Here is a 19,192-nt window from a genome sequence, read left to right on the forward strand (position 1 = left end):
ATCGGCCGCAACCACACCATCCACACGGCGAAGGACCGCACCGAGGAAGTCGGCAACCATCGTCGCGACAAGACGGCCGCCAATCACACGGCAGACATCGGCGGTCATCTGGAGCAGCGCGTGCAGGGGCATGCCGAGCTGGAGGTGGGGCAAGCCATTCGACATCGCACCAAGGTCTATGAAATTCACGCTGCCGAGCAGTTGGAAGTCAAAGGCCCCGGTGGCACCGTGCGCATCGATGGCGGTGGGATCACGCTGGAAGGCGCGGCGATTCGTACGAAAGGACCTATGCAAATCAACTCGGGCACCGCAAGCAACGCGCTCGCGTTGCCTGCTGCGCCTCGTACGGGGCAAGGCATGGACCGCGCCTGCGCGATGCGTGCCGACGGTTCCTGCCCACGGAAGCAGTGTCCCTGCGGCAAGGGAGCAGCGTGATGAATACGACGATCGATCAACGCCAATGGTCGCGTGAGGTGGTGAACACCCTCTCTCGCCCAAGTTGGGCAACGCTGGAGCAAGGGTCCCGCCCCTGGCTTTGGTTAAGTGGCGCACATAGCGAAACGCTTGAAGAAGACGTGCAGTCGATCACTAACGGTTTTGAGTATCGGTGGGTCTGGCGCAACACAGCCTGGGAGTATGGCTCCCCTGGCTATCGTCAGGGCCCCTTGCTGGTGCCGCTCGACGAGGCGCTATATGCCCATGCCGTCGACCATTGGCTAACTCGACAAGCCGGACTGATCCTGCTGAGCCCGGACGGCTGCGACAACCTGGTGGTCCACCTCCAACGACTGCGCCAGTTGACGGCATCCGACGGATTTCCGCTCGGCTTCAGCCTGCATGCGGCGCGACAACTCGAAGAGCTCTGTGAAGGATTGCCGTCGGCTCGCCTGTCCGAACTGTTCGGTCCTATCCAGCGCTTCATCTGGTATGCCGGTGAGGAGCAGACGGGGGAATGGTTGTTTGCCGATGCGCCGTCCACCGATCGCCCTGCGTCGATAACCAATGAACCTATCGCTTTGTCCTTGGACGACGAGGACGCACTTGACCAAGCCAGCCACGCATGGTTCATGCGCGACTGCGCCCGCAGGTTCCGTCATCGCTTTCCTGCCTACGACCATCCGGATAACGAACCGGTGCTATGGCGGTATCTGAATCACTTCGCCAACGAAGCAACTGATCAACTGGCGCTCACTACGGAGCGGGACGTGCGTCACTACATGGCACTGCGTTTCCAGTATCCGCATGACTTCTTTGCCAAGGACTCCACCTTGCGTGACATCTTGCTCCAGCGACAGGTGAAGGCGAAACAGCGACTGTTCGACGCCGAGGCGCGATTGGCGGCGCGGGCCGCCGAGACGTCCTGAAGGAAATCCTATGGAAACCACCTGTAAAAAGGCCCTATGCCCGGACCGTCCCGGCGAGAAAAAAATCCGCAAAGCTACATCGGCACCCCCGTGCGAGCGAGGCGTGCCCGTCTATCCGTTGCGCTATGGCATTGCGGATAGCGCTCCAGACAGCAAAGTGTTTTCGACGCTCACCATCGCGAGCTATCCCGCGCTCAAAGGGGGCAAAGCCTACGGTTTGCGCGTGCTACGTCCAGGCAGCTACGTCTATCTCTGCTACTTCGAAAACGGCCGCATGTGGACGCAGCACTACCAGGTGACCGAGCAGGTGCGCTTTGCGCGCATCTGGTGGCGCGAGGAGGACGACAAGGATGCCGCACCAGGACGCCTGTCGAAACCCGGCGTAGGCACAGCGAAAACACATCTATTAGCTCCCGAGACAGCCGAGACGGTGTACATCCTGGTGGCCGATACCGTGCTCACCCACGAAACGCTCTGGCGTATCGAAACCAACCGGGACGGACTGCGTGACAAGCTCGCCACGACCGTTAAACCGGCGGGCGGCGCTGGACAGCGACATGCTTTCCCGGTTGAGCAGCTCCCCAATGCCACGCCGGAATTGCATTCCTTCGTCGTCAGCACCTTGCCTCGGCAAATCCCGTGGAGCGAGATTCCGCTTCCTGGAGAAACGCCTAATCACTATCGCATCCTGGAGGGCATGTACATCGCGCTGGCACCACGGAAAGACACCAAGCCATTGGTCGTGGTGTTGCAAGACCCGCTCGGAGTCGTCAGCGAGCTGCACTACTTGGCCACGGGCGCAGTCAAGGAGAAGGCGCAATTCGAGAGCAAGCATGCCCACAAACTGCAAAGCGCGAAACACATCGCCAATTACTTCACCGCCGCGGAGCAGCGCGCACAATGGTCACCCGACTTGGCTAAAACCGTCGCCAAGCAACGCAGGCTGATCGACTTCAACGGTGCGATGGCCTTTCCTGCCACATACGCCACGCAGCTTTCCAGATTCGAGGACCGTATCAAGATAGCTGTCTCGGACGTGGCGGCTTGGGTCAAACACATCGACAAACGCACGCTATTGGGTGCTGCGCTCACTTGCTTCGACCTGACTGTGCTGCGTAATGCGCGTGACTATGAAAAAGCCGTGTTCCAGTGTCTTGGTGCCTTGGTCCATACCGAGGAAGGGCAGAAAACGCTGGCGGACATCGTCGAGATATCGGCCGACAAAAGTCCCTATTGGCTGGCCTTGGCCAACGGTAGCGAAGTGCTCATGGAGCGTGTGAAAGACAAGGCGCTGGATATCGCCAAGAACGTTTTCGACGTGGTGGACAAGTTCCTTGAAGAGCATGCGGCCACGCCGGCCACCAACGCCTTGATTGGTCTGTTGCAGGCGCTACCGCCGGCAAAGTCCGCAGATGTGCTGGTGCGGCGCGTGCGCCACGTGCTCGAAATCCGCTTCAATGCCACCATTGTTCTTTACGAACTCTCCATCGCGGATTTCCAGCGCTTCCTTTGGGAATTCCAGGGGTTCAAGACGCTGGGCGCGGAGCGCCTGCGCGGCTGGAAGTTGCCCACGCCCAAGGTGATCCACGAGGAGGGGACAGCACGCGTCGTGTTTTACGACTGGGTCAAGGTCGGCGAAACCACTTACCGTGAATTGGACCAGGCTCCTGCCAAACGACCGGCCCTGCCGCCGAAGCGACCTATCGCGTTGGAAGGGAATCCTTTTGTTAATGCACTGAATCGGCTGCGTGGGCCGGGGGGATACTTCTTTACCGGGTTAGGGGGGTATTTGGCTTGGAAGAGCATGACGGATGCGAACAAGCAGTTCAATATGGCCGGTGGCATTGCAAATCGGATCAACTTAGCGGGCGCGACCTTCGCCTTGGTGGGCGCAGGGATCGAAGTCAGTACGACTGTCTTGGCCTTCGCTGCCGAACGACGCACAAACGCTGCGTTGGCTACAAGCGCAAAAATCTTTGGCGCCAAATACGGCGTTGCCATCCTTGGCGCAGGTGGTGCGGGGCTTGCAGCCTTGGCGGATATGGTTCGCGCGAGAAGCGCACTAAACGACGGCAACTCAGAACAAGCGTTCATGTATCTAGGATCGGCAGTTGCTGGCGGCTTCATGGCCCTCGCCGCTTGGGGAGGCGGTACGGCCACAGCGGCAACCGTGGCTGGTGGTGGTGCGCCTGCCCTCGTGTTAGGTTTGACGCCGGGGGGCTGGCTTGTCGTGGGTCTTCTTGCGTTCGGCGCGGGCATCGCTTTTGCGGTCGGGATTAATTTGACCAAAGACGGGCCCGTGGAGATATGGCTCAGGCACAGCGCATGGGGCGCCAATTACCGTCATTACACCAACAGCGAGGAACTCGACGCCATCCACGGTCTCTATTTCCGCCCGCGCTTGAGCGCAGAATGGAACCAGGCATCCGGTTACAAGGTCGGCACGCTGCGTATCAATTGCCAATTGCCCGGCGTCACCGATAGGCCCGGCGAACGCTTCCAGACCCGGTTGGCAATCACCCTTCGGGGTGATCCGATGGCACGGGTCGACGGTCCGATTGTGTATGCGTCGGGAAATCCCATCAATTACAACGTCCAGTGCTTAGTCACGGCCCTTGGCGATACCGGCAACGAGTGTGGCTGGGCCATCCAGATGCACCAAGACGCCACGGTGGCGTTGGAGTATCTGTATCTCCCCGATCCTGAAACGCAACCTGGTTTGGCCATTGACCAGCCTGGTGCGCCAACGCCCTTGGTGTTCACCTCGGGCGGCTTATTTCGTGCCCCGATCGATAACACCAAGCTTGAGCCGGTGAAGGAGCCGCAATGAGCGAGACCGTCAAACGCTTACCGCGGAACCTGCGATTGGGTGGTACGCAACTGTACTGCGGTCAGGAGACCGGCGTACCGCCACGGCCGGATGGGGTGCGGCGTGTCAATGCCCAATGCGTCGAGCTCGAAACGTATGCGAATCTCACACATAGTAGTACTGCGGGTTTCATTGGAATAGTGTTCGTTGCTGCGGTTGCCATAACGTTGCTGATGCTTATTGTTTTTGGTTGGGCAAGCATCACCCATGAGCTGATTACGAGTCTTGCGTTTTGTGTATGTCTCGTTGTCGCGATGGCCTTCCTGTTTTACTATGCGAGCGGCGCGCACCGCTGTCGCGGCACCCGCAAGCTGTACTTCACCTACCCCAACGACCTCACGCGCCTGCACGCGCTCGACTGGGACCAGCTCGAAGTTCTCGCCGGCTTTATCCCCATTGTCTCGGCCAGTGGCTATGCCAGCCGTCATCCGCTTTATCTGATCGGCGTCGATCACGCCATGGATCCGCCCACCGAGATTTGTGCTGCCGCCGGCAATCTCGGCCTGGTCGACGGCGACCGTTCGGCGCGGGCGTTGTGGGCATATCTGCAGGCTTTCATGGCACACGGCCCGGAAGGGCTGCCCGAGCCTGCGCCATTGCCTCCGCGGCTGAGCCGTGGACAGGCGACACTGCAACCTTACCGCGACTGGTACACCGGCTTGCGTCGCACGTTGGCGAAGCCGCACGGCAAGCTCTGGACACCCATCACCATTCCCTTGTGGCTTGGCTGGCTGCTGATCAACGCCTTTCCCAACAGCGTCGAAGCGTGGCTGCAATACCACGTGCCCTATGCCACGTTTCCGAAGGAGATTGACGAGCTGTGCGGCTTCGCCGAGAAACGCAAGCCAGTGATTCGCGTCAATGGCGAGATCATCGAACCATGAAGGACATTCGAAGTGAACGTGGCTGCGTTCTTTCAGCACCATGGAATTTCAAACTGCTGCCAACCAGTTTGTTCTCTGGCGCCAAGCATTTGTCGCGGGGCTATGCGCTGATTAACGATCCGAGCCATGTACGCGAGTTACTGAGCGTGCGCAGCGTCAGTGAACAATGGGTAGAGTTGGAGGCGCAAAACAATGATCATCGCAACAGTGCGGCCACTTTTATTGGGCAGGGCTTCGCGCAGGAGCGCTCGATACGCGGCGCCACTGACCACATCAGCAACGAGTGCCGCTGGGCCATCCAGATGTATGAGGACGCTACGGTTGAGCTGGAGTATCTGTATCTACCCGATCCTGAAACGCAACCTGGTTTGGCCATTGACCAGCCTGGTGCGCCAACGCCCTTGGTGTTCACCTCGGTCGGCTTGTTCCGTGCCCCGATCGATGACAGCAAGCTGGCGCCGGTGAAGGAGCCTCAATGAGCGATGCGATCAAACGCTTGCCGCGGAACCTGCGCTTGGGCGGCACGCGGCTGTACCACGGTCAGGAGACTGGCGTACCGCCGCGGCCGGATGGGGTGCGGAGAGTCAACGCGAAGTGTGTGGAGTTGGAGACCTATACCAACTTCACGCGTAGCGGAAGTGCCGGGGCAGTAGGTATGTTCTTTATAGTATATCTCGTCGCCATATTGTTCGAGATATTCGTCGGGGGTACTGAACGCATCACCTTGGGGGTGATGTGGGGCATGATCATTTGCCTTCCACTCGTGCTAGGGGTGGGCTTTTTGTTTTACTACGCGAGTGGTGCCCACCGTTGCCGTGGCACCTTCATCCGCGTCCATCGCGGCACGCGCAAGCTGTACTTCATCTACCCCAACGACCTCACGCGCCTGCACGTGCTCGACTGGGACCAGCTCGAAGTTCTCGCCGGCTTTATCCCCATTGTCTCGGCCAGCGGCTATGCCAGCCGTCATCCGCTTTATCTGATCGGCGTCGATCTCGCCATGGATCCGCCCACGGAGATTTGCGCCGCCGCTGGCAATCTCGGCCTGGTCGACGGCGACCGTTCGGCGCGGGCGTTGTGGGCATATCTGCAGGCTTTCATGGCACACGGCCCGGAAGGCCTACCCGAGCCACCGCCATTGCCTCCGCGGCTGAGCCGTGGACAGGCGACACTGCAACCTTACCGCGACTGGTACGCCGGCTTGCGTCGCACGTTGGCGAAGCCACACGGCAAGCTCTGGACACCCATCACCATTCCCTTGTGGCTGGGCTGGCTGCTGATTAACGCCTTTCCGGACAGCGTCGAAGCATGGCTGCAATACCACGTGCCCTATGCCACGTTTCCGAAGGAGATTGATGAGCTGTGCGGCTTCGCCGAGAAACGCAAGCCAATAATTCGCGTCAACGGCGAGATCATCGAACCATGAAGGGCATTCGAAGTGAACGTGGCTGCGTTCTTTCAGCACCATGGAATTTCAAACTGCTGCCAACCAGTTTGTTCTCTGGCGCCAAGCATTTGTCGCAGGGCTATGCGCTGATTAACGATCCGAGCCATGTACGCGAGTTACTGAGCGTGCGCAGCGTCAGTGAGCAATGGGTAGAGTTGGAGGCGCAAAACAATGATCATCGCAACAGTGCGGCCACTTTTATTGGGCAGCGCTTCGCGCAGGAGCGCTCGATACGCGGCGCTACTGACCACATCAGCAACGAGTGCGGCTGGACTATCCAGATGCACGAGGACGCTACAGTTGAACTGGAGTATCTGTATATACCCGATCCTGAAACGCAACCTGGTTTGGCCATTGACCAGCCTGGTGCTCCAACGCCCTTGGTGTTCACCTCGGTCGGCTTGTTCCGTGCCCCGATCGATGACAGCAAGCTGGAGCCGGTGAAGGAGCCGCAATGAGCGATGAACAATCGCTGGTCGATAACCTTTCCCGCCTGGGATTCCTCCGTCGATACATGGCCGAAGGGTTGTCCGCCGTGCAACCCGATCCGCAGCGCACCCTCTACAAGTCCAGCGGCTTCACGAAGCCTGTCACCCTGAGCGATGGCCTGTTTGAATTCCTGTTCGACAAACTGGTCATTATCCCCGGCTACTACTTGGCCGGCGGCCCCTTGATCGACCGCTACCTGATTAGCCGTGCCGCGCGAGCTCAATGGCCGGCGGAAGTCGAGCGCCTATGCGCACCGGGTGCCGACCTGAGCGGCTACGACACGACACCCGTGGAAGCCCGCAAGGACGTCTTTTACCGCTTCAACGGCCACGGCTTCGATCTGGTCAATCGCCAAGGCGACGTGGTGGGTTGAGGTGCGTGCTCGAGATAGTCTCCCCGGTAAAAAAATGATGTTTGGAAAAGTCAAGAAGGTCCTGAGTTTCGAGGCGACCATTGCCCTGTGGCTGAAGTGAAGTGGCCCGCGGACATGGACCTCGAGTCGAGAACGGCACCTTGAAACAGGTGCACCGACACAAGCCATGGAGGCAGCGCCTACGGGGCAACACAAGTTTCAGTACGCGATGTCATAGATAGAGATGTAGTCCCAACCCAAAGGAGCTTGATATGCGACCTATCGTACTCGTCGGCCACCGACACAGCTGTCCTGTCCACGGTGATGGCACCGTCGTCAGCGGTGCAGGGTCCGCCGTCATCAACGGCCGGGCGGTGGCGCGCGTGGGTGACCGCATCAGTTGCGGCGCGGTGATCCAAACCGGTTCAACCGGCACGGAGATCGAAGGCCAGCCGGTGGCGCGCCAGGGCGACACCAGCAGCCATGGCGGCACCCTGGTCGAGGGCGAGGCCGGATGGATGGTGGAGTGACCGCAGCCCGTGGCAGTGGTCCCGACCGGAGGCTGCCGTCATCGATGTCTACCGAAGACGGGGGCGCGCGCCGCGGCCAAGGAAGGAGCGATGGAATCGCGGACCTGGCGATCATCAAGAGAGTGCCGATAACGGCGGGCGGCATGGATAAGGCGTCTGACCGTACCCGAATGGCCGACGTCGAGAGCGTTTTCGACCGTTGGCGAGCTCCGCCCCGTAGATGACGGTGAAAAATTGCAGCTGATTGAGGATATCTTGGCGGTGGTCCGGCCGAAACTTTTCGGTTCAGCGCGACTCAGTCGGTCCAAACCACCACATCGGCACCGAGGCGGCCGCTACCTGACCGTCCGTGACGGCGCGCAGGAATATGCCGACCGCGCCTTACGGGACGAAGCGCTGATGGCAGGCTGACAGCCCTTCGTCTTGAAGTGATAGGGACGCATCAAAGTCCGTCTTGTCGTCGGCCACCTGCCGGCCCGCGCAGTCAAGCTGGCGGTCTATGCCGCCGCCGGCCGCCGGTTTTGCCTCCCTGACCCATAAATAGCTGTAAACTCACGCTTTTGCCGCCACGCCCCCACATTCCAGATGTCCCAGTCCCCCAAAGTAGGCTTCGTGTCGCTCGGGTGCCCGAAGGCGCTCGTCGACTCCGAACAAATCATCACCCAACTGCGCGCCGAAGGTTATGAAATCTCCGGCACCTACGACGGTGCCGACCTCGTCGTCGTCAACACCTGCGGCTTCATCGACGAAGCCGTGCAGGAAAGTCTCGACGCGATCGGCGAAGCGCTGACCGAGAACGGCAAGGTGATCGTCACCGGCTGCCTCGGCGCGAAGTCGAGCGCCAGCGGCTCGAACCTGATCGAGGAAGTCCACCCGAAGGTGCTCGCCGTCACCGGCCCGCACGCGGTGGGCGAAGTGATGCAGGCCGTGCACTCGCACCTGCCGAAGCCGCACGATCCGTTCGTCGACCTCGTGCCGGCCGCCGGCATCAAGCTCACGCCGCGCCACTACGCGTACCTGAAGATCTCCGAAGGCTGCAACCACCGCTGCACGTTCTGCATCATCCCGTCGATGCGCGGCGATCTCGTGTCGCGTCCGGTCGCGGAAGTGATGCTCGAGGCGGAGAACCTGTTCAAGTCGGGCGTGAAGGAACTGCTCGTGATCTCGCAGGACACGAGCGCGTACGGCGTCGACGTGAAGTACCGCACGGGCTTCTGGAACGGCAAGCCGATCAAGACGCGCATGACCGACCTGGTCGCCGCGCTCGGCGAACTCGCCGCGCAGTACGGCGCATGGGTGCGCCTGCACTACGTGTATCCGTATCCGAGCGTCGACGAAGTCATTCCGCTGATGGCCGAAGGCCCGTTCAAGGGCCACGTGCTGCCGTATCTCGACGTGCCGTTCCAGCACGCGCATCCGGAAGTGCTGAAGCGCATGAAGCGCCCGGCGAACGCCGAGAAGGTGCTCGAGCGCGTGCAGAAGTGGCGCGAGATCTGCCCGGACCTGACGATCCGCAGCACGTTCATCGCCGGCTTCCCCGGCGAGACGGAAGAGCAGTTCGAAACGCTGCTCGACTTCATCCGCGAGGCGGAACTCGATCGCGTCGGCTGCTTTGCCTATTCGCCGGTCGAAGGCGCGACCGCGAACGACCTGGACGGCGCACTGCCGGACGACGTTCGCGAAGAACGCCGCGCGCGCTTCATGGAAGTCGCCGAGGAAGTGTCGGCGCGGCGCATCCAGCGCAAGGTCGGCAAGACCCTCAAGGTGCTGATCGACGAAGTCAGCGAGGAAGGCGGCATTGGCCGCACGGCGGCGGATGCACCGGAGATCGACGGCGTCGTCTACATCGAACCGGCGACGAAGGCGTCGAAGCGCTACAAGGTCGGCGATTTCGTGTCGGTGAAGATCACCGGCGCGGACGGCCACGACCTGTGGGGCGAGGTCTAAGCGATGACCGCAGCGTTTCCGCAGATCCTCGCGCTCGGCGAGGCGATGATCGAATTCAACCAGTCGCAGCCGGGGCGTCCGGAGTTCCTGCAGGGCTTCGGCGGCGACACGTCGAACTTCTGCATCGCCGCGGCGCGTCAGGGCGCGTCGACGGGCTTCGTGTCGGCGATCGGCGACGATCCGTTCGGCCGCTTGCTGGCCGACATGTGGGCGGCGGAAGGCGTCGACACGGCGTACGTGCGGATCGACCGCTCGGCGCCGACCGGCGTGTATTTCGTCACGCACGGCGCGGACGGCCACCAGTTCGACTATCTGCGCGCGGGCTCCGCGGCGAGCCGCTACGCGGTGGCCGACCTGCCGCTCGATGCGCTGGCCGCGGCGAAGGCCGTGCACCTGTCGGGCATCAGCCTCGCGATCAGCACGGCCGCATGCGACGCCGCGTTCGCGGCGATCGACCACGCGCGCGGCAACGGCGCGCAGGTCAGCTTCGATACGAACCTGCGCCTGAAGCTGTGGCCGCTGCCGCGCGCCCGCGCGGTGATGCGCGAGGCGCTGCGCCAGACGGACATCTGCCTGCCGAGCTGGGACGACGTCACGGCGCTCACAGGCGCGAACGATCGCGACGCGATCGTCGATGCGATGCTCGAACACGGGCCGCGGGTCGTCGCGCTGAAGCTCGGCAAGGAAGGCGCGTACGTGGCGACCCCGAACGAACGGCGAGTGGTGCCGGGCTTCGCGGTCGAGGCCGTCGACGCGACGGGCGCGGGCGACTGCTTCGGCGGCGCGTTCGTGGCGCGGATCGTCGCGGGCGACGATCCGTTTGCGGCGGCGCGTTATGCGAACGCGGCCGCGGCGCTGTCGACGACGGGTTACGGCGCGGTCGCGCCGATTCCGCGCCGCGAGGCCGTGGAACGCCTGATGCAGGGCTGACGCGGATCACGCACGCCGGTCGTGACCTCGCTCGCGTGACGCACGCATCCGCAAACCCTGGATGACGGGCGACATGCGACGTGAAGGTGGCCAGCGGCGTGCGTACCGCGATCGGCGTTTTCGCACGCGTGATCGCTACGCGCGCGTGACGACGACCATCGGCGGCAGGCAGCATGCCGCCGTGTTTTTTCGAGCGAATCTGAAGCAAGGAGCAACACAAGGTGGGTCGATATTCGGAATGGCAACGTGCGCTGGTGATCGCCGGTGCGCTGGCGGCGGGCCTCGCGATGCCGGGCGTGGTCGCGGCGCAGGCCGCCGCGCCGGGCGTGCAGCAGGATGAAGCGACACCCGCGCGGCCGCTGCGGCCGAATCCGGAATTCGCCCGCCTGCCGCGCTACGAAGGCACGCTCGGCGACCGGCCGATCGTCGTGCATCTCGGGCCGAAGACGGACGAGGAAGGCGTGCATGGCGAATACCAGTTCGCGGACACGGGCGAGGTGGTGCTGCTCGCCGGCGACCGCGACGGCGACACGCTCGAAATCGAGGAATCGAACGACGGCACGAACATCACGGGCGTGTGGATCGGCCGCTTCGACGCGACGGGCGACCTGAAGGCCGACCGGATGAACTCGGACGAATCGGATCCGCAACCCGTCGTGCTGCGTCTGGCGCCGGGCAAGCGCGCGGCGCTGCAGGTGCGCGACGGCCGGATACGGGAAATCGAGACGGTCGGCGGCATCGTCAACCTGCGCACCGACGACTGAGCGCGCGCTGGCTCGGTGCGCGCGGCGCGCATTGTACCGGGCCAAGCGCGCCGATTTTGGCTAATCTAGCGACACATTCCGCAACCGAACGGCCTTTCCTCCGGCCTCCTGCCATGACTGCATCCAATCCGAAGCGCGCACTCCAGACCCGCATCGTTCAACCCGACGACATCATTCCGGAAGGCTTCCGCTCGTTCGTCCCGCCGGTCGCGCGGGCATCGACGGTCGTGTTCCCCGATCTCGCGACGATGCGCGCGCTGGTCTGGCACAACGACAACCAGTGGCGCTACGGGCTGCACGCGACGCCGACGTCGCTCGCGCTCGCGCAGCGGCTCGCCGAGATCGAAGGAGGCACGCATGCGCTGCTGCAGCCGTCGGGTCTCGCGGCGATCATGAACGTCTATTTCGGGATCATGAAGGCGGGCGACGACGTGCTGATCCCGCACAACATCTACGGGCCGAATGCCGATTTCGGCAACTGGCTCGCGAAGGATTTCGGCATCACCGCGCGCTTCTACGATCCGCTCGTCGGCGCCGGCATCGCCGACCTGATCCAGCCGAACACGCGGCTGATCTGGATCGAGGCGCCGGGCTCGGTGACGATGGAAGTGCCCGACGTGCGCGCGATCACGACGGTCGCGCAGGCGCGCGGTGTCGTTACCGCGATCGACAACACGTATTCGGCCGGCCTCGCGTTCAAGCCGTTCGAGCATGGCGTCGACATCTCGGTGCAGGCGCTGACCAAGTATCAATCGGGCGGCAGCGACGTGCTGATGGGCGCGACGATTACCGCGAACGCGGAGCTGCACGCGCAACTGAAGCTCGCGCGGATGCGCTGCGGGATCGGCGTGTCGGTCGACGATTGCTCGCTCGTGCTGCGCAGCCTGCCGAACATGCAGGTGCGCTTCGACGCGCACAGCAAGAGCGCGCTCGCGCTCGCGCAATGGCTGAAGGCGCGGCCGGAAATCGCCACCGTGCTGCATCCGCAACTGCCGGACTGTCCGGGGCACGCATCGTTCGTGCGCGACTTCACCGGCGCGGGCGGGTTGTTCTCGGTGGTGTTCGACGAACGCTACAGCAGCGAGCAGATCGATCGTTTCGTCGAGGCGCTCGAGCTGTTCGCGATCGGCTGGAGCTGGGGCGGTGCATGCAGCCTCGCGATGCCTTACGACGTGGCGTCGATGCGTGCGGAGTGGCCGCATCGCGGCACGCTGGTGCGCTTTTACGTCGGTCTCGAAGACGAAGCCGACCTGCGTGCGGACATCGAGCGTGCGCTGCAGGCTACGCTCGGCCGATAACGGAACCGAAGCGGAAAAACGAAACGCCCGCGCGATGCAATATCGCGCGGGCGTTTTTTCATGGACGGCGTGCGCAGACCGGAAATCAGAACAGCCGCAGCAGCCCGTCGAGGCCCACGTGGTCGAATGCGACGGTGGCCGCATCGCGCACGACGGGCTTTGCGTGGAACGCGACCGACAGTCCGGCTTCGGCCATCATCTTCAGATCGTTCGACCCGTCGCCCATCGCGATCGCGCGGCTCGGCTCGAGGCCGAGCGATGCGCAGGTATCGCGCAGCATGCGCGCCTTCACGTCCGCGTTGACGATTTCGCCGAGCACCTTGCCGGTCAGCTTGCCGTCGACGATCTCGAGCGTGTTCGCGTGCGCGTAGTCGAGGCCGAGGCGCGCCTTCAGGCGCTCGGTGAAGAACGTGAAGCCGCCCGACACGAGCAGCGTCTTCAGTCCCGCGGCCTTCACGCCGGCGAGCATCGTCTCCGCGCCCGGCGACAATTGCAGCCGTTCCTCGTACACGCGCTCGAGCGCCTGCGCGTCGAGCCCCGCGAGCAGTGCGACGCGACGCGTGAGGCTTTCGTTGAAGTCGCGGATCTCGCCGCGCATCGATGCCTCGGTGATCTCCGCGACCTGCGTCTTCAGCCCGCAGAAATCGGCGATTTCGTCGATGCATTCGATTGTGATCAGCGTCGAATCCATGTCCATCACGACGAGCCCGAACTCGCCGAGCGTACGGCCGGCTTCGACGAAGCCGAAGTCGAGCGCGTGCGTGCCGCAGTACGCGTCGATGTCGAGCCGCTGCGCGGGGTTTGCGTTTTCGATACGCAGCGCGTGATCGTCGGTCTGCACGATGCGGGTGCCGCGCGAGAGCGCGAGCAGCGGTTTGTGATGCGCGTCCGACAACGGCGCGAGACTCTGGATGACGAGGTTGTGGGTCATGACGGAATGATTGGAAGCGAATGAAACGCGTGCGCGGCCGGCATGCGGCCGCCTGCGAACGCGGGCCCCGTCCGGCGTCGGGCCGTCGCGTCGCGAACGCGCCATTGTAGCCGGTTGGTGTCAGGGCGCGACCGGATCGCCGCGGATGCCCGGCCGGCGCCGCCGCAAGCTCCGCTCGCGGGACGGCGCCTATCGTTCACCCGCGCCATCCCAGTAAGGCGGATCGCCGAAGTGTTCGGCCAGGAACGCGATGAACGCGAGCGTCTTGAGCGGCACGTGCGCGCGGCTCGGATAGACGGCCCAGATCGCGACGTCGTTCGCGAACGGGTAATCGTCGAGCACCGTGACGAGCGCGCCGCTCGCGAGCAGCGGGCCGACGTCCCAGGTCGACTTGATCGCGATGCCGAAGCCGTCGACGAGCGCTTCGCGGATCGCCTCGCCGTTGCTCGCGACGAGCCGGCCGCCGACGCGCACGGTGAGCGGGCCTTGCGGCGTGACGAACGACCAGTCGCGCTGGTCGCCGAGAATCACGCATTCGTGCTGTGCGAGATCGGCGGGATGGCGCGGCGTCCCGTGTTCGGCGAGATACGCGGGCGAGCAGCACAGCACGCGCCGGTTGGCGGCGAGCTTGCGCGCGACCAGCGTCGAGTCCTTCAGCGCGCCGAGGCGGATCGCGACGTCGTAGCCGTCGTCGACGAGGTCGACGATCTCGTCGGATAGCCGCAGGTCGAGCGACACGGACGGGTAGCGGCGCAGGAATGCGGGGATTACGGGCGCGACGTGCTGGCGGCCGAACGACGACGACATCGACACCTTCAGCCGGCCATACGGCTCGCTGCGGCCGTGGCCGACCGACGCGCGCGCGGCGTCGGCGGCCGACAGCAGCGCCTCGGCGCGGGCCATGAAGATTTCGCCGTCCTGCGTGAGGCTGATGCGGCGCGTGGTGCGATGCAGCAAGCGCGCGCCGAGCTGACGCTCCAACTGCGCGATGCGCGCGCTTGCGACCGCGGCCGACACGCCGAACTCGCGTCCGGCCGCGCTCACGTTCGCCAGCAGCGCCGCGCGCACGAACAGGCCGACGTCGAGCAGGTCGAGCGGCTTGTCGGGGGCCGGAATCGGATCGGATGCCATTATTCTGAAATTCCTGAAAATGTTTCAGGAAATATAGCGGTTTTCTCGAATGATCGGGCCGCCTACGATGGCAGGCATGGGGCTGCGCCGCGGCCCGCCCGATTTCCCTGAAGGAGTTTCGTGATGAAAGCCGTTGGACTGACCCGTTATCTGCCGATCGACGACCCGCAGGCGCTCGTCGACGTGGAGCTGCCGCAACCCGTGCCGGGCCCGCGCGACCTGCTCGTGAAGGTCGAGGCGATCTCCGTGAACCCGGTCGACACCAAGGTGCGCGCGCCGAAGCAGCAGGTCGAGGAGACCCCGCGCGTGCTCGGCTGGGATGCGGCCGGCACGGTCGTCGCGGTCGGTGCCGAGGTGACGATGTTCCGGCCGGGCGACGAGGTGTTCTACGCGGGCAGCATCACACGCCCCGGCGCGAACAGCGAATTTCACACGGTCGACGAGCGGATCGCGGCGCTCAAGCCGCGCTCGCTCGATTTCGCGGCGTCGGCTGCGTTGCCGCTCACCGCGCTGACCGCGTGGGAGGCGCTGTTCGACCGGCTGCGCGTGTCGCCGCAGGGTGCGGACGCGGGCAAGTCGGTGCTGATCGTCGGCGGCGCGGGCGGGGTGGGTTCGATCGCGATCCAGCTGGCGAAGACGCTCGGCAAGCTGCACGTGATCGCGACCGCGTCGCGGCCGGCGTCGGCCGAATGGGTGCGCTCGCTCGGCGCGGACGACGTGGTCGACCATTTCGGCGACTTGCCCGCGCAACTGCGCGAGATCGGTCATGCGAACGTCGACTATGTACTGATCTTCAACGATACGGATCGTCATTTCCCTGCCGCGGCGGAAGTCATCCGGCCACAGGGCGGCATTTGCACGATCGTCGAGAACGAGAAGCCGATTCCGGTCGAGCTGCTGAAGGCGAAAAGCGCGGCGTTTCACTGGGAGTTCATGTTCACGCGCGCGATGTTCGAGACGCCGGACATGGTCGAACAGCACAAGATCCTGAGCGAGGTGGCGAGGCTCGTCGACGGCGGCACGCTGCGCACGACGCTCGGCGAGCAGCTCGGCACCATCAACGCCGCGAACCTGCGGCGCGCGCACCAACTGCTCGAGGCCGGGCGCGCGATCGGCAAGCTGGTGCTGAGCGGATTCTGACCTCGAGGTCGGGGCGGAAAACCCGAGGTGGCCCGGCGTTTTCTCGAGAGGCGGCATCGCCCGTACGGGATACGGCGTCGCGAACGCAAGCGGGGTAACACCCGATGCGTTTGCGGCGCATTGCATGCCGCTTGGCGGTAGACTGGCAACGCATCATGCATCGAAAACCGCGCGGCACGCGCGTGCCGCCGCATTACAAGGAGGTCAGCATGAGCCAACGCAGCTTGTCAGTCGCCGCATCGTGGTCTGCCGTGTTCGCGGCGGCGTGCGTCAGCGCGAGCGTATTCGCGGCGCCGCCGGTCAAGGGCAGCCTGAAGGGCGGCGGGACGGGGCAGCTCGAATACACCGTCAAGGTCGACTCGAAGACCTTCGGCAATACGCAGGAGACGCGCAAGATCCGTTCGGGCGAAACGGACGACTTCTACTGGAAGTCGGTGCCGCCGGGCGGCGCGGTCGCGATGCCCGACGGTTGCCCGAACGCCGACAACCTGCCGCGCGACGCGAACGGCGCGATGGTGCGCCAGACCCAGGTGCGGCTCGCGCCGTCGGTCGACGCGAAGGGGATCGCGAACGTGCAGATGAGCTTCCAGGCTGCTGCGCCGAAAGGCACGCGCAACGTGAGCGCGGGCGGCAAGTCGCTGCAGTGCCCGGACGTCGTGTCAGTGAGCCAGGTCAAGTGGGTGTCGATTTCGACCAATGGCGGGTCGAAGTCCGTCACGATGAGCGACGGCACGAAGGTGACGGTGTCGATCAAGCGCTGAGCGGGGCGCGCGGGCCGGCAAGGCGTCCGGTGCGCGCGCAACCATCGCGATGCGCATCAGGGCGATTCGGGCAGGGTCGCGCGTGACGGTTTCATGGCGCGCGGCTTCGGGCCTTTCCGTTGAGCCATGTTCGATTTCGTCACGCCCTGCGCGCGCCGGTGGCGCGGTCATTTGCGCAGGCGGCCTGCGTGACGTCCTGCGGATGTCACGCTATCCTTGCGGCATCCTCCATCTTTCCCGAACGACATTCCGATGAAACATTACATGCGCGTGCTGCTGTCGGCTGCTGCGTTCGTTGCTGCCCATGCGCAGGCGGCGGACGATTGCAGCTTCGTGAAGAAGGTCGAGCTGCCGACGCGACAGCAGATCGCCGTCGTGTCGAGCGGCGCGCTCGAACCGTGCTCGACCGGCAGCTACGCGGTGCGCGTGTATTCGACCGCGCATGCCGCCCCCGGCTTCGATACGGACGACTACGTGACTGGCGTGCTGCATGCACGTGACGGCACCGTCGCCGATGCCTTCACCGCCGACCTCGGCGCGCGTGCGCCGCAGGCGCTCGTCGTCACGACACGCTCGGCCGGCAGCGGCGGTTACGTCGGTGCGCAGGCCTATGTGACGACGCCGCGCGCGGTGCGGCTCGTCGCGTCGGTCGACGGGCTCGCGCCCGACGCCGACGTCGCGGCCGCGTTGCGCCAGGCCATCGGCAAACGCCGCGCCGCCCGCTGACCGCACGCCACGCGGATGCCGCGTGCGCTGCGGCGCCGCGGGTCAATGCGCGCGTTCCTCGAGCCGCGTTGCAAGAAAGCGGTGATCGGCCGAGAACAACCGGCGATACGTCATCAGCACCGCGCCAACGGTGCCGAGCGCGGACGCCGCGGCGATCAGGAACATGATCACGATCTGGTAGCGCACGGCCTGCAGCGGCGACTGGCCGGCCAGCACCTGGCCCGTCATCATCCCCGGCAGGCTCACGACGCCGACGACGGCCATCTGGTTGAGCGTCGGCAGCATGCCCGCGCGCACAGCCTGGCGCGCGGCGTCCTGCGCGGCTTCCCAGCGCGTCGCACCGAGCGCCAGTGCCGTCTCGACGCGGTCGCGCCGCGCGGTCAGTTCCTCCATCATCCGTTCGACGCCGAGCGATACGCCCGTGAGCGTATTACCGAGGATCATCCCGAGGATCGGGATCGCATATTGCGGCGTGTACCACGGATGAATGCGGATCACGACGAACAGGCCGACGGCCGCGACGAACCAGCTGCTGAACCAGATCGACGCGATGCTGTCGACGCGCTGTCCGCGATACGTGCGCTTGCCGCGACCGGCGCCCGCGAAGCCTGCAATCAGCGTCATCAACGCGATGAGCGGCAGCACGACGGTCCAGTGCGGATGACCGAACACCCAGCCGAGCACGTAGCCGATCGCCAGCAGCTGCACGACGGTGCGCACGGCGGCGAGCGCGAGCTTGCGCCCGAGGCCGAGCGACAGCGCGGCCGAGATCGCACCGTTGATCGCGACGAGCGCGGCGGCGATGCCGACGTCGACGAGACTCAGATCCTGCAGAGCGGGGCTCATTGCTGCGCCTCCATCGCGTTCGCGGCGTGCAGCACGCCGGCCTGCATCACGAGCCGCATCGTGCCGATGCGGGCGGCTTGCGCCGGATCGTGCGAGATCCACATGTAGGCGCGTGCATCGGGGGCCGCGTCGAACCAGGCGCCGACGAGCGCTTCGATCGCGCGCGTCGAGTCGGGGTCGAGCGCGGACGTCGGTTCGTCGAGCAACAGCACGTCGGGGTCGAGCTGCAGCACGCGCAGGAGCGCGGCGATCTGCGCTTCGCCGCCCGACAGTTCGCTTGCCCGCTTGTCGAGAAAATCGGCGCTGCGACCGGCGCGTGCCGCGAGCGCTTCGGCGCGGGCCCGGTCGAACGTCACGTCGCGATAGATCGCGAGTGAATACGGATAGCGCAACTGCGCTTCGACGGTCCCGTCCATCTGCGCGGGCCGCTGGCGCACGTAGGCGACGCTGCGCCGGTAGCGCGGAATCGCGCCGCGCCTGATCCGCTCGCCGCGCCAGAGGATATGCCCGCCGTCGAGCGGGTCGAGCAACGCGAGCGCGCGCAGCAGCACGCTCTTGCCGGAGCCCGACGGTCCGGTGATAGCAATTCGCGATCCCGCGGCGAGGCTGAAATCGGTCGGCGCCAGCAGCGTCTTGCCGCTGCTGGCGTCGCGGCGCGTGATGTGCTGCGCATCGATGAGACCGGAGGGGGCTGTCATGTCACAAATGAAAAAAAGCGTTAATGGCGCCGAAGCGTTACTGCAGCGTGCGCCATAATACCTATTGAAAAGCCGCCGGTGTCGT

At 64.5% G+C, this 19,192-nt stretch carries 19 protein-coding genes and 1 pseudogene; 16 read left to right on the plus strand and 4 right to left on the minus strand.

Features of this window, described 5'->3' with window-relative positions:
• The 13 genes and pseudogenes from WS49_RS35510 to WS49_RS02590 form a co-directional block, all read left to right on the plus strand.
• Positions 1-435, plus strand: a pseudogene (locus tag WS49_RS35510) (bacteriophage T4 gp5 trimerisation domain-containing protein); the annotation flags it as partial.
• Positions 435-1,364, plus strand: a complete 930-nt coding sequence (locus WS49_RS02535; protein WP_156441317.1) for a DUF4123 domain-containing protein — start codon at positions 435-437, stop codon at positions 1,362-1,364. The pseudogene WS49_RS35510 and the gene WS49_RS02535, both read left to right, overlap by 1 nt.
• A 10-nt stretch (positions 1,365-1,374) precedes the next feature.
• Positions 1,375-4,194 (plus strand): toxin VasX, encoded by a 2,820-nt coding sequence (locus tag WS49_RS02540; protein ID WP_156441318.1) that lies wholly within the window; start codon positions 1,375-1,377, stop codon positions 4,192-4,194.
• Positions 4,191-5,117 carry a hypothetical protein gene (locus tag WS49_RS02545; protein ID WP_156441319.1) on the plus strand — a complete coding sequence of 309 codons (927 nt, stop codon included), beginning with the start codon at positions 4,191-4,193 and terminating at the stop codon, positions 5,115-5,117. The genes WS49_RS02540 and WS49_RS02545 overlap by 4 nt, the downstream gene beginning before the upstream one ends.
• A complete protein-coding gene (locus WS49_RS02550) occupies positions 5,114-5,596 on the plus strand; it encodes a hypothetical protein (protein WP_156441320.1) in 483 nt (160 codons plus the stop codon). Before WS49_RS02545 ends, WS49_RS02550 begins: the two co-directional genes overlap by 4 nt.
• Positions 5,593-6,543, plus strand: a complete 951-nt coding sequence (locus WS49_RS02555; protein ID WP_059524198.1) for a hypothetical protein — start codon at positions 5,593-5,595, stop codon at positions 6,541-6,543. The genes WS49_RS02550 and WS49_RS02555 overlap by 4 nt, the downstream gene beginning before the upstream one ends.
• Positions 6,540-7,022, plus strand: a complete 483-nt coding sequence (locus WS49_RS02560; protein ID WP_156441321.1) for a hypothetical protein — start codon at positions 6,540-6,542, stop codon at positions 7,020-7,022. Before WS49_RS02555 ends, WS49_RS02560 begins: the two co-directional genes overlap by 4 nt.
• Positions 7,019-7,426 (plus strand): hypothetical protein, encoded by a 408-nt coding sequence (locus WS49_RS02565; protein ID WP_059524202.1) that lies wholly within the window; start codon positions 7,019-7,021, stop codon positions 7,424-7,426. Before WS49_RS02560 ends, WS49_RS02565 begins: the two co-directional genes overlap by 4 nt.
• A gap of 251 nt (positions 7,427-7,677) precedes the next feature.
• The gene (locus WS49_RS02570) at positions 7,678-7,935 is read left to right on the plus strand and encodes a PAAR domain-containing protein (RefSeq protein ID WP_059524204.1); all 258 of its coding nucleotides are present in this window, start codon (positions 7,678-7,680) and stop codon (positions 7,933-7,935) included.
• A 585-nt stretch (positions 7,936-8,520) separates the two neighbouring features.
• Positions 8,521-9,882, plus strand: coding sequence for a 30S ribosomal protein S12 methylthiotransferase RimO (gene rimO / locus WS49_RS02575; protein ID WP_059524206.1), 1,362 nt, complete (start codon positions 8,521-8,523; stop codon positions 9,880-9,882).
• A 3-nt stretch (positions 9,883-9,885) separates the two neighbouring features.
• Positions 9,886-10,812: a sugar kinase gene (locus WS49_RS02580; protein ID WP_059524207.1), complete on the plus strand. Its 927-nt coding sequence runs from the start codon at positions 9,886-9,888 to the stop codon at positions 10,810-10,812.
• A 221-nt stretch (positions 10,813-11,033) separates the two neighbouring features.
• A complete protein-coding gene (locus WS49_RS02585) occupies positions 11,034-11,576 on the plus strand; it encodes a hypothetical protein (RefSeq protein WP_059524210.1) in 543 nt (180 codons plus the stop codon).
• Between the two features lie 113 nt (positions 11,577-11,689).
• Complete coding sequence (locus WS49_RS02590; protein WP_059524212.1) at positions 11,690-12,874, plus strand: cystathionine beta-lyase; 1,185 nt, start codon at positions 11,690-11,692, stop codon at positions 12,872-12,874.
• 85 nt (positions 12,875-12,959) lie between these two features.
• Here the strand turns inward: WS49_RS02590 and serB are convergent, their stop codons facing one another.
• Entirely contained in the window at positions 12,960-13,805 is an 846-nt protein-coding gene (gene serB, locus WS49_RS02595) for a phosphoserine phosphatase SerB (protein ID WP_059524213.1), read from the minus strand.
• A gap of 189 nt (positions 13,806-13,994) precedes the next feature.
• Complete coding sequence (locus WS49_RS02600; RefSeq protein WP_059524215.1) at positions 13,995-14,936, minus strand: LysR family transcriptional regulator; 942 nt, start codon at positions 14,934-14,936, stop codon at positions 13,995-13,997.
• A gap of 123 nt (positions 14,937-15,059) precedes the next feature.
• Between WS49_RS02600 and WS49_RS02605 the strand changes: the two genes are divergently transcribed.
• The 3 genes from WS49_RS02605 to WS49_RS02615 all read left to right on the plus strand — a co-directional run bounded on the left by WS49_RS02605 (position 15,060) and on the right by WS49_RS02615 (position 17,563).
• Positions 15,060-16,076: a zinc-binding alcohol dehydrogenase family protein gene (locus tag WS49_RS02605; RefSeq protein WP_059524218.1), complete on the plus strand. Its 1,017-nt coding sequence runs from the start codon at positions 15,060-15,062 to the stop codon at positions 16,074-16,076.
• A gap of 209 nt (positions 16,077-16,285) precedes the next feature.
• Positions 16,286-16,837: a DUF6013 family protein gene (locus WS49_RS02610; protein WP_059524538.1), complete on the plus strand. Its 552-nt coding sequence runs from the start codon at positions 16,286-16,288 to the stop codon at positions 16,835-16,837.
• A 252-nt stretch (positions 16,838-17,089) separates the two neighbouring features.
• On the plus strand, positions 17,090-17,563 hold the full coding sequence (locus WS49_RS02615) for a PliI family lysozyme inhibitor of I-type lysozyme (RefSeq protein WP_059524220.1): 474 nt from the start codon (positions 17,090-17,092) through the stop codon (positions 17,561-17,563).
• 42 nt (positions 17,564-17,605) lie between these two features.
• Here the strand turns inward: WS49_RS02615 and WS49_RS02620 are convergent, their stop codons facing one another.
• Both WS49_RS02620 and WS49_RS02625 read right to left on the minus strand, forming a co-directional pair.
• Positions 17,606-18,409: an ABC transporter permease gene (locus WS49_RS02620; protein WP_059524222.1), complete on the minus strand. Its 804-nt coding sequence runs from the start codon at positions 18,407-18,409 to the stop codon at positions 17,606-17,608.
• A complete protein-coding gene (locus tag WS49_RS02625; RefSeq protein WP_059524224.1) occupies positions 18,406-19,107 on the minus strand; it encodes an ABC transporter ATP-binding protein in 702 nt (233 codons plus the stop codon). Before WS49_RS02625 ends, WS49_RS02620 begins: the two co-directional genes overlap by 4 nt.
• Positions 19,108-19,192 lie beyond the last annotated feature (85 nt).

The sequence above is a fragment of the Burkholderia sp. RF7-non_BP4 genome (assembly GCF_001521935.1).
GTDB classification, from domain to species: domain Bacteria; phylum Pseudomonadota; class Gammaproteobacteria; order Burkholderiales; family Burkholderiaceae; genus Burkholderia; species Burkholderia diffusa.

Bases quoted from the DNA above. Each gene is read 5' to 3' on its own strand.
- WS49_RS02535 (WP_156441317.1), top strand. From the start codon at position 435: ATGAATACGACGATCGATCAACGCCAATGGTCGCGTGAGGTGGTGAAC.
- WS49_RS02540 (WP_156441318.1), top strand. From the start codon at position 1,375: ATGGAAACCACCTGTAAAAAGGCCCTATGCCCGGACCGTCCCGGCGAG.
- WS49_RS02545 (WP_156441319.1), top strand. From the start codon at position 4,191: ATGAGCGAGACCGTCAAACGCTTACCGCGGAACCTGCGATTGGGTGGT.
- WS49_RS02550 (WP_156441320.1), top strand. From the start codon at position 5,114: ATGAAGGACATTCGAAGTGAACGTGGCTGCGTTCTTTCAGCACCATGG.
- WS49_RS02555 (WP_059524198.1), top strand. From the start codon at position 5,593: ATGAGCGATGCGATCAAACGCTTGCCGCGGAACCTGCGCTTGGGCGGC.
- WS49_RS02560 (WP_156441321.1), top strand. From the start codon at position 6,540: ATGAAGGGCATTCGAAGTGAACGTGGCTGCGTTCTTTCAGCACCATGG.
- WS49_RS02565 (WP_059524202.1), top strand. From the start codon at position 7,019: ATGAGCGATGAACAATCGCTGGTCGATAACCTTTCCCGCCTGGGATTC.
- WS49_RS02570 (WP_059524204.1), top strand. From the start codon at position 7,678: ATGCGACCTATCGTACTCGTCGGCCACCGACACAGCTGTCCTGTCCAC.
- rimO (WP_059524206.1), top strand. From the start codon at position 8,521: ATGTCCCAGTCCCCCAAAGTAGGCTTCGTGTCGCTCGGGTGCCCGAAG.
- WS49_RS02580 (WP_059524207.1), top strand. From the start codon at position 9,886: ATGACCGCAGCGTTTCCGCAGATCCTCGCGCTCGGCGAGGCGATGATC.
- WS49_RS02590 (WP_059524212.1), top strand. From the start codon at position 11,690: ATGACTGCATCCAATCCGAAGCGCGCACTCCAGACCCGCATCGTTCAA.
- serB (WP_059524213.1), bottom strand. From the start codon at position 13,805: ATGACCCACAACCTCGTCATCCAGAGTCTCGCGCCGTTGTCGGACGCG.
- WS49_RS02600 (WP_059524215.1), bottom strand. From the start codon at position 14,936: ATGGCATCCGATCCGATTCCGGCCCCCGACAAGCCGCTCGACCTGCTC.
- WS49_RS02605 (WP_059524218.1), top strand. From the start codon at position 15,060: ATGAAAGCCGTTGGACTGACCCGTTATCTGCCGATCGACGACCCGCAG.
- WS49_RS02610 (WP_059524538.1), top strand. From the start codon at position 16,286: ATGAGCCAACGCAGCTTGTCAGTCGCCGCATCGTGGTCTGCCGTGTTC.
- WS49_RS02615 (WP_059524220.1), top strand. From the start codon at position 17,090: ATGAAACATTACATGCGCGTGCTGCTGTCGGCTGCTGCGTTCGTTGCT.
- WS49_RS02620 (WP_059524222.1), bottom strand. From the start codon at position 18,409: ATGAGCCCCGCTCTGCAGGATCTGAGTCTCGTCGACGTCGGCATCGCC.
- WS49_RS02625 (WP_059524224.1), bottom strand. From the start codon at position 19,107: ATGACAGCCCCCTCCGGTCTCATCGATGCGCAGCACATCACGCGCCGC.